The organism is Pseudomonas sp. GD03858 (assembly GCF_029840925.1).
In the GTDB taxonomy this organism is placed as follows: domain Bacteria; phylum Pseudomonadota; class Gammaproteobacteria; order Pseudomonadales; family Pseudomonadaceae; genus Aquipseudomonas.
On sequence record NZ_JAOCDM010000158.1, the window covers coordinates 1 to 9,043 of the forward strand.

The 9,043-nt window shown below is 64.9% G+C and carries 7 protein-coding genes; 5 read left to right on the forward strand and 2 right to left on the reverse strand.

The window, feature by feature from the left end:
* Positions 1 to 20: 20 nt before the first annotated feature.
* Positions 21 to 1,580 (reverse strand): sigma-54-dependent transcriptional regulator, encoded by a 1,560-nt coding sequence (locus N5D48_RS24675; RefSeq protein WP_279888653.1) that lies wholly within the window; start codon positions 1,578 to 1,580, stop codon positions 21 to 23.
* A gap of 254 nt (positions 1,581 to 1,834) precedes the next feature.
* On the opposite strand from N5D48_RS24675, the gene phhA reads away from it, so the two are divergent.
* The 5 genes from phhA to N5D48_RS24700 all read left to right on the forward strand — a co-directional run bounded on the left by phhA (position 1,835) and on the right by N5D48_RS24700 (position 5,866).
* Positions 1,835 to 2,623, forward strand: coding sequence for a phenylalanine 4-monooxygenase (gene phhA, locus N5D48_RS24680; protein ID WP_279888655.1), 789 nt, complete (start codon positions 1,835 to 1,837; stop codon positions 2,621 to 2,623).
* 38 nt (positions 2,624 to 2,661) lie between these two features.
* A complete protein-coding gene (locus N5D48_RS24685) occupies positions 2,662 to 3,018 on the forward strand; it encodes a 4a-hydroxytetrahydrobiopterin dehydratase (RefSeq protein WP_279888657.1) in 357 nt (118 codons plus the stop codon).
* The gene (locus N5D48_RS24690; RefSeq protein ID WP_279888658.1) at positions 3,015 to 4,211 is read left to right on the forward strand and encodes an aspartate/tyrosine/aromatic aminotransferase; all 1,197 of its coding nucleotides are present in this window, start codon (positions 3,015 to 3,017) and stop codon (positions 4,209 to 4,211) included. Before N5D48_RS24685 ends, N5D48_RS24690 begins: the two co-directional genes overlap by 4 nt.
* A 237-nt stretch (positions 4,212 to 4,448) precedes the next feature.
* On the forward strand, positions 4,449 to 4,577 hold the full coding sequence (locus N5D48_RS24695) for a hypothetical protein (protein ID WP_256582346.1): 129 nt from the start codon (positions 4,449 to 4,451) through the stop codon (positions 4,575 to 4,577).
* Between the two features lie 98 nt (positions 4,578 to 4,675).
* Positions 4,676 to 5,866, forward strand: a complete 1,191-nt coding sequence (locus tag N5D48_RS24700) for an MFS transporter (protein WP_279888659.1) — start codon at positions 4,676 to 4,678, stop codon at positions 5,864 to 5,866.
* 130 nt (positions 5,867 to 5,996) lie between these two features.
* On the opposite strand, the gene N5D48_RS24705 is transcribed toward N5D48_RS24700, so the two are convergent.
* Positions 5,997 to 9,014 carry an FAD-binding and (Fe-S)-binding domain-containing protein gene (locus N5D48_RS24705; protein ID WP_279888660.1) on the reverse strand — a complete coding sequence of 1,006 codons (3,018 nt, stop codon included), beginning with the start codon at positions 9,012 to 9,014 and terminating at the stop codon, positions 5,997 to 5,999.
* Positions 9,015 to 9,043: the final 29 nt, after the last annotated feature.

Consider the following 9,043-nt stretch of genomic DNA (forward strand, 5'->3'; position numbering starts at 1 on the left):
TTCAAGGTAACTAGCCACACTCACTCCCCCGACTTGTTCAACGAATAATCGCGTAACTTGTTGGCAATGGTCGTATGGGAAACACCCAATCTTTTCCCCAGCGCCCGGCTACTTGGAAACTCACTCATCAAACTTTCCAATACCGCCCTTTCAAAGCGTCCGACAATCTGCGAAAGATCGCCATCCAGTGAGAACTCACCCAGCGGCTGGCGCACGCCATAATCCGGCAGGCGAATATGTTCGCCTTTCACCACTCCGCCGTCGCACAGCGATACGGCCTGGAACAACACGTTCTCCAACTGGCGCACATTGCCCGGCCAGTGATACTGGCCAAGCTTGTCCATCGCCGCCGACGCGAGTCGCGGCATCGGGCAGCCTATCTGCCGACTGGCCTGGTCGAGAAAATGCTGCACCAGCCCCTCCAGGCCATCCATGCATTCGCGCAGCGGCGGGATATGCAGCGACAGCACGTTGAGGCGATGGTAGAGATCCTGGCGGAACTCGCCACGGGCACACAGCTCGGACAGATCGACCTGGGTGGCGCAGATCACCCGCACATCCAGGTAAACCTCCTCGTCGCTGCCGACCCGGCGGAAGCAGCCGTCCTGCAGGAAGCGCAGCAGCTTGACCTGCAGACGCGGGCTCATCTCTGCGACACCATCGAGAAACAGCGTCCCGCCGGCCGTGAGTTCCAGCAGCCCGAGCTTGCCCTCGGCCCGCGCCCCCTCGAACGCGCCCGGGCCATAGCCGAACAACTCGGTCTCGGCCATCGACTCCGGCAGACCGGCGCAATTGAGCGCCATCAATGGCGCCTGGCCACGCGGGCTGGCCAGGTGGCAGGCGCGCGCCAGCAATTCCTTGCCAGTACCGGTCTCGCCCTCGATCAGCAGCGGCGCATCCAGCGGCGCCATGCGCCGCGCCTCGCGCACCACGGCCGCCATCACTTTCGAGCTCTGGAAGATGCTGTCGAAACCACGCAGCTCCTGCTTGCGCACGTTATAGATGCGCTCCCCGATGCGGTCGGCCCGGTGCAAGGTGATGACCGCGCCGGCCAAGGCCTCGCTGTCGTCATGCTCGGACTGCAACGGTGCGATATCGGCCAGGAACACATCACCCTTGACCTTGATGCGCAGGCCGTTGATCCGCGACTTGTTGGCGCGTATCAACTCCGGCAGGTCGAACTCCTCGACATAACGCGACAGCGCAATGCCCGGCACCTCGTCCACACGCACCCCGAGCAGCTGCGCCGCGCCACGGTTGGCGGCGACGATACTGCCGCCCATGTCGATCGACAGCACCGGAAAGTCCAACGCCCCCAGCAGCGCGTTCAGCTCCATATGCCGACGTTCGCTGGGCATCAGCCCGACGCGCTTGACCCCGAACACCCCGGCGATGGACTCGAACTTCGGCCGCAGCGCCTGGAACTGCAAGTTGATCAGGTTCGGGCAGTGCAGGTAGATGGCATTGCCATGATCCCCCCCCACCTCGCCCCGCAACACGTTGATGCCATACTCCACCAGCAGGTTGAGGATGTCTCGCAGGATGCCGATACGGTTCTGGCAATGCACTTTGATACGCATGGGAGCTCTCGAAGCAGACGAAAATTTCGTTGGGTCACGGAAAAGTCGTAAAGATAAGCTGACAAAATCACACACAAGGTCAGCCAGATAAGCGCCATTTTCCGGGATCAAGCCATTTTTGTAAAATTATCGTTACAAAAACCCTGCAAACGGATGTCACGAAGAGCGCTGGACACCCGTGCAAAGCGTCAAGGACGGGGTTATCTCTAGGGCATGTCCTGAACATAACAAGAACGTCCTCCCAGGAGAGCCACATGAAACAGACGCAATACGTGGCGCGCGAGCCCGATGCGCAGGGTTTTATCGACTACCCGCAGCAAGAGCACGCGGTGTGGAACACCCTGATCACCCGCCAGCTGAAAGTGATCGAAGGCCGGGCGTGCCAGGAATACCTCGACGGCATCGACCAGCTCAAGCTGCCTCATGACCGCATCCCGCAGCTCGGCGAGATCAACAAGGTCCTGGGCGCCACCACCGGCTGGCAAGTCGCCCGCGTGCCGGCGCTGATCCCCTTCCAGACTTTCTTCGAACTGCTGGCCAGCAAGCGCTTCCCGGTCGCCACCTTCATCCGCACCCCGGAAGAGCTGGACTACCTGCAGGAGCCCGACATCTTCCACGAGATCTTCGGCCACTGCCCGCTGCTGACCAACCCGTGGTTCGCCGAATTCACCCACACCTACGGCAAGCTCGGCCTGGCAGCGACCAAGGAACAACGCGTCTACCTGGCGCGCCTGTACTGGATGACCATCGAGTTTGGCCTGATGGAAACCTCGCAGGGCCGCAAGATCTACGGCGGCGGCATCCTCTCTTCGCCGAAAGAGACCGTCTACAGCCTGTCCGGCGAACCCGAGCACCAGGCTTTCGATCCGATCGAAGCCATGCGCACGCCATACCGCATCGATATCCTGCAGCCCCTGTATTTCGTCCTGCCGAACATGAAGCGCCTGTTCGACCTGGCCCACGAAGACATCATGGCCATGGTCCACAACGCCATGCAGCTGGGCCTGCACGCACCGAAGTTTCCACCCAAGGCAGCCGCCTGAGCCGCCCTGTCGATAACAACTCAAACCGGAAAACACTCATGAACGCCTTGAACCAAGCCCACTGCGAAGCCTGCCGCGCCGATGCGCCGAAAGTCACCGACGAAGAACTGGCGGTACTGATCCGCGAGATCCCGGACTGGAACATCGAAGTCCGTGACGGCCACATGGAGCTCGAGCGCGTGTTCCTGTTCAAGAACTTCAAGCACGCCCTGGCCTTCACCAATGCCATCGGCGAGATCGCCGAGGCCGAAGGCCACCACCCGGGCCTGCTGACCGAGTGGGGCAAGGTCACCGTGACCTGGTGGAGCCACTCGATCAAGGGCCTGCACCGCAACGACTTCATCATGTGCGCGCGCACCGACAAGGTCGCCGAGACCGCCGAAGGACGCAAGTGATGCACTTCGCGGCGATCGCACGGGTCCCCGGCGACCCGATCCTCGGGCTGATGGACGCCTACGCACGCGACGCCAATCCGGCCAAGTTCGACCTGGGTGTCGGCGTGTTCAAGGACGCCCAGGGCCTCACGCCGATTCCCGCGGCGGTCAAGCAGGCCGAGCAGCGTCTGGTCGAGCGCCAGGCCACCAAGAGCTACATCGGTGGCCACGGTGACCCGGCCTTCGGCCGCCTGATCAGCGAACTGGTGCTGGGCGGCGACTCGCCATTGCTGGCCGCCCAGCGTGCCGGCGCCACCCAGACCCCGGGCGGCACCGGCGCCCTGCGCCTGGCGGCGGAGTTCATCGCCCACTGCCTGCCCGGTCGCGGCATCTGGCTGAGCGATCCAACCTGGCCGATCCACGAGACGATCTTCGCTGGCGCCGGGCTCAAGGTGTCCCACTACCCCTACGTGGGCAAGGACAATCGCCTGGACGTCGCCGGCCTGCTCGCCACGCTGGAGCAGGCACCGCAAGGCGACGTGGTGCTGCTGCACGCGTGCTGCCACAACCCCACCGGTTTCGACCTGGGCCAGGATGACTGGCGCGCAGTGCTCGATATCGTCAAGCGACGCAACCTGCTGCCGCTGATCGACTTCGCCTACCAGGGCTTCGGTGACGGCCTGGAACAGGATGCCTGGGCGGTACGCCTGTTCGCCGCCGAGCTGCCGGAACTGCTGATTACCAGCTCGTGCTCGAAGAACTTCGGCCTGTACCGTGATCGCACCGGCGCCCTGCTGGTGTGCAGCCACGATGCCGAAAAACTGCAGGATGTGCGCAGCCAGCTGGCATTCATCGCGCGCAACCTGTGGTCGACGCCACCGGATCATGGCGCGGCGGTGGTCGCCGAGATTCTCGCCGACCCGGCGCTCAAGGCGCTGTGGGTCGAGGAAGTGAACGCCATGCGCCAGCGCATCGCCGAACTGCGCGAAGGCCTGGTGCGGGCGCTGGCCCCACATGGCCTGGCCGAGCGCTTCGCGCACATTGCCGAGCAACGCGGGATGTTCTCCTACACCGGACTGAACCCGGAGCAGGTACGCCTGCTGCGCGAAAAACACAGCGTGTACATGGTCGGGACTGGCAGGGCGAACATCGCCGGGGCCGATGCACAGCGCCTGGAGCAACTGGCGGCGGCCATCGCCGACGTCTGCCGCTGAAATCTGGCCGACGCTGCGTGGGAGCGGGCTTGCCCCGCGATAAGTGCTATCGCGGGGCAAGCCCGCTCCCACGCCCTCTCCTGGCACGCCCCTGTCCGATATCCGCCCGCTAAACCGACCGGTGTCCGGCAAAAATCTGAAACTGTCATCCAGACTGCTGTATCCTGCCCCAGCTTTTCGAAGCCACATATGCGCCCTGGCGCCGCCTTTTCACTCACACTTGCGAGGAACGACGAGATGCATGAAATCCCGAATCTTCCCTTCCCAAGCCTGAACCCCGAAGAGCAATCCGTTGCCGCCCACGCCGAGCCGACGCCCGCCGTCGACCAGGACGGTGACGATCAATCCAGCGCCGACCAGGAATAATCGCGCACCCCTCCCGACTGTGTGAAAACGGCTGACCTGCGGGATATCCCCGTCATCGCGTTTTCACACCGTCCAGAACTTCTAAGCCGAAGGCCCTCATGCCCGACTCACCGCGCCCCCTTGCGGTCACCCTGCAAGTCGTTTCCATCGTCCTGTTTACCTTCATCGGCTACCTGAACATCGGCATCCCCCTGGCCGTGCTGCCCGGCTACGTGCACAACGACCTGGGTTTCAGCGCCGTGGTCGCGGGCCTGGTGATCAGCGTGCAGTACCTGGCCACGCTGCTCAGCCGCCCCACCGCCAGCCGCATCATCGACAATCTCGGCAGCAAGACGGCGGTGATGTACGGCCTGCTGGGCTGCGGCCTGAGCGGCGTGTTCATGCTCGCCTGCAGCTTCCTCACCCACCTGCCCTGGCTGAGCCTGGCCTGCCTGCTGGTCGGACGCCTGGTGCTGGGCAGCGCCGAAAGCCTGGTGGGCTCGGGGTCGATCGGCTGGGGGATCGGCCGGGTCGGCTCGGAAAATACCGCCAAGGTGATCTCCTGGAATGGCATCGCCAGCTATGGCGCCCTGGCCATCGGCGCGCCGCTGGGCGTGCTGATGGTCAAGAGCCTCGGCCTGTGGAGCATGGGCGCGAGCATCATCCTGCTGGGCGTGCTCGGCCTGCTGCTGGCCTGGCCCAAGCGTGCCGCCCCCGTGGTCACCGGTGTGCGCCTGCCGTTCCTGCGGGTGCTGGGCAAGGTGTTCCCACACGGCTCCGGGCTGGCCCTGGGCTCGATCGGCTTCGGCACCATCGCCACCTTCATCACGCTGTACTACGCCAGCCGCGACTGGCCGAACGCGGCGCTGACCCTGAGCCTGTTCGGCGCCAGCTTCATCTGCGCGCGCCTGCTGTTCGGCAACCTGATCAACCGCATCGGCGGCTTTCGCGTGGCGATCGCCTGCCTGTCGGTGGAAACCATCGGGCTGCTGATGCTATGGCTGGCACCTAATGCCGGAATGGCCCTGGCGGGCGCGGCGCTAAGCGGGTTCGGCTTCTCGCTGGTGTTCCCGGCGCTGGGGGTGGAGGCGGTAAACCAGGTGTCGGCGGCCAATCGCGGCGCGGCGGTCGGTGCCTATTCGCTGTTCATCGACCTGTCGCTGGGCATCACCGGGCCGCTGGTGGGCGCGGTGGCGGCGGGGTTCGGGTTTGCCTCGATGTTTCTGTTCGCCGCAGCGGCGGCGGCTTGCGGGCTGGTGTTGAGCCTGTATCTGCATCGCCAGGCGCGGCGCCTGCGGCAAAACCTCTGAAAACCTGAAACTCGCCACAGGCTTCTTCGCGGGTAAACCCGCTCCCACAGGTACAGCGTCGCCATCAAAGGCAGCGACCATCCTGTGGGAGCGGGTTCACCCGCGAAGGGCCTGCACCGAATGATGCGCCTCAGCGCTGCGCGTACTGCAGCACCACCTCCAACGGATGGCGCAACTGCTTCTCGGTCATGCGCTTGACCTGGCTACGGCACGAATACCCAGTGGCCAGCGCCTCTCCTTGCTTGTCCAGCTTGGTCGCCCAGGACTGCTCGAAGATGGTCTTCGAGGTTTCCTGGTTGCGCGCCTCGTGTCCATAGGTGCCGGACATGCCGCAGCAGCCGGTGGCCTCGGTGACCAGCTTCAGCCCCAGGCGGGCGAACACCTGCTCCCACTGCTTGGTACTGGCCGGCACATTGGTCTTCTCGGTGCAGTGAGCCATCAGGCGGAAGCTGTCGGCCTTGGCCGGCGCCTGCTCGGGCAACACGTCCATCAGCCATTCCTGGGGCAGCAGCACCGACGGGCACTCTACGCCATCGACCTTCTGGTACTCCTGGCGGTAGACCAAGGTCATCGCCGGGTCCAGCCCTACCAGCGGCACGCCGCAGTCGGCCAGGGCCTTGAGCTGGGTGGCGTTGCGGATCGCCGCCTTGGCGAAGGCACCGAGGAACCCCTGCACATGCAGCGGCTTGCCGTTGGCGCTGTACGGCGCGAGGAACACCCTGTGCCCCAGACGATGGGCCAGTTCGATGAACGAGGCCAACAGCGGCGTCTCGAAATAGCGGGTGAAGGCATCCTGCACCAGCACGATGCTGCGCTCGCGCTGGGCTGGGGTGAGCTCGCGCAGGGCCGGCACGCTCGCCACTTGGACCCGGCAACGGGTCAGGGTGGACTGGAAGTTGAAGCGGCTGATCAGCGGGCTGTCGACCATGCCGACCTTGTCCGCCAGCAGCCTGCTCACCCACTTCGAGCCCATCACCGCGTTGTACAGGCCCGGCGCATGCGCCAGGTACGGGATGGTGAACTCCAGCGACCCGATCAGATAGTCGCGCAACGGGCGCTGGTAGCGGCCGTGATACAGCTCGAGGAAACGCGAGCGGAAGTCCGGCACGTTGACCTTGATCGGGCACTGCCCGGCGCAGGACTTGCACGCCAGACAGCCGGCCATGGCGTCGTACACCTCATGGGAGAAGTCCTCCTGCCCCTGCTGGCGCGCACGGCTGTTGCGCAGGCGAGCCGGCAGCCCCTTGAACCAGGATGCCTTGCGTTGGGCGGCGGCGAGCACATCGATATTCGCCTCGCCCTGCAGGCGCAGCCATTCGCGAATCAGCGAGGCGCGCCCCTTGGGCGAATGCTGGCGTTCGCGGGTGGCCTTCCATGACGGGCACATGGCGTCGTTAGGGTCGTAGTTGTAGCAAGCGCCGTTGCCGTTGCAGTGCACGGCGCTGCCGAAGTCCTGCCACACGCGCTCGTCGATGGCACGGTCCAGATCACCGCGCAGGGTCACGCCATCGACCGGGGTCAAGCCTTCGGCGCTGCCAGGCGGGGTACAGATCTTGCCGGGATTGAGCTGGTTGTGCGGATCGAACGCGCCCTTGAGCCGCTGCAACGCCGGGTACAGCTCGCCGAAGTACTCCGGCACGTATTCCGAGCGCAGGCCCTTGCCATGCTCACCCCACAGCAGGCCGCCGTAGCTTTTGGTCAACGCCGCCACCGCATCGGAGATCGGCTTGACCAGCGCGGCCTGGGCCGGGTCTTTCATGTCCAGCGCCGGGCGCACATGCAGCACGCCGGCATCGACATGACCGAACATGCCGTAGGCCAGGCCGTAGCCATCGAGCAGCGCACGGAAGTCGGCGATGTAGTCCGCCAGTTGCTCCGGCGGCACCGCAGTGTCCTCGACGAATGGCTGCGGGCGCACTTCACCTTCGACGTTGCCCAGCAGGCCCACCGAGCGCTTGCGCATCACGTATACACGGGTCACGGCCTCGGAACCTTCGGCCAGGGTGTGACCCAGGCGCTCGACGCTGGCGTCGGCCTGCAGGTGCTCGACGAAGGCCTGTACCCGGGCGTTGACCTCGGCCGGCTCATCGCCGCAGAACTCCACCAGGTTGATGCCCAGGGTCGGCCGCTCAGGGTCGGCGGGGAAGTATTCGGCAACGCTGTGCCAGACGATGTCTTTCATCGCCAGCATCAGCACCTTGGAGTCGACGGTCTCGATCGACAGCGGCTTGTGCGCCATCAGCGCATTGGCGTCGCGCAGGGCGTCCATGAAGCTGGTGTAACGCACATTGACCAGCACCGCGTACTTCGGGATCGGCAGCACGTTGAGCTTGGCCTCGACCACGTAGCCCAGCGAGCCTTCGGCGCCGCACAGCACGCTGTTGAGGTTGAAACGGCCCTGCTCGTCGCGCAGGTGCGCCAGGTCGTATCCGGTCAGGCAACGGTTGAGCTTGGGGAAAGTGCTTTCGATCAGCTCGGCCTGGGTTTGCTGGATCTCGCGGGCCATGCGGTATACCTCGCCGACCCGGCCGGGCGCGGCGCAGACCTGCTCCAGCGTGGCATCGTCGATCGGCAGGCTGTGCAGGCGCTCGCCGCCCAGCAGCACGCTGTGCAGCTCCAGCACATGGTCGCGGGTCTTGCCGTAGGTGCAGCTGCCCTGGCCACTGGCGTCGGTGTTGATCATGCCGCCGACGGTGGCGCGATTGGAGGTGGACAGCTCCGGCGCGAAGAACAGCCCGTGGGGTTTCAACGCAGCGTTGAGCTGGTCCTTGACCACGCCTGCCTGGACCCGCACCCAGCGTTGCTCGACGTTGATTTCGAGAATGCCGTTCATGTGCCGCGACAGATCGACGACGATGCCGTCAGTCAGCGACTGGCCATTGGTGCCGGTGCCACCGCCACGCGGGGTCAGCTTGATATCGCGAAAGCGTGGCTCGGCCATGAGCGTGGCGATCCGCGCCACATCGTCGGCATCCTGCGGGAACACCGCCGCCTGGGGCAGGCGTTGGTAGATGGAGTTGTCGGTGGCCAGCACGGTGCGGGTGCCGTAATCGGCGCTGATCTGGCCACGGAAGCCGCTGTTCTTCAGGGCTTCGAGGAATTCAGGGTAGTGGGCGGCAGGCGCACGGGGCGGCAGCTGGGCGATCATCGAAGGATGGCCTCTATTCGATATTGGCT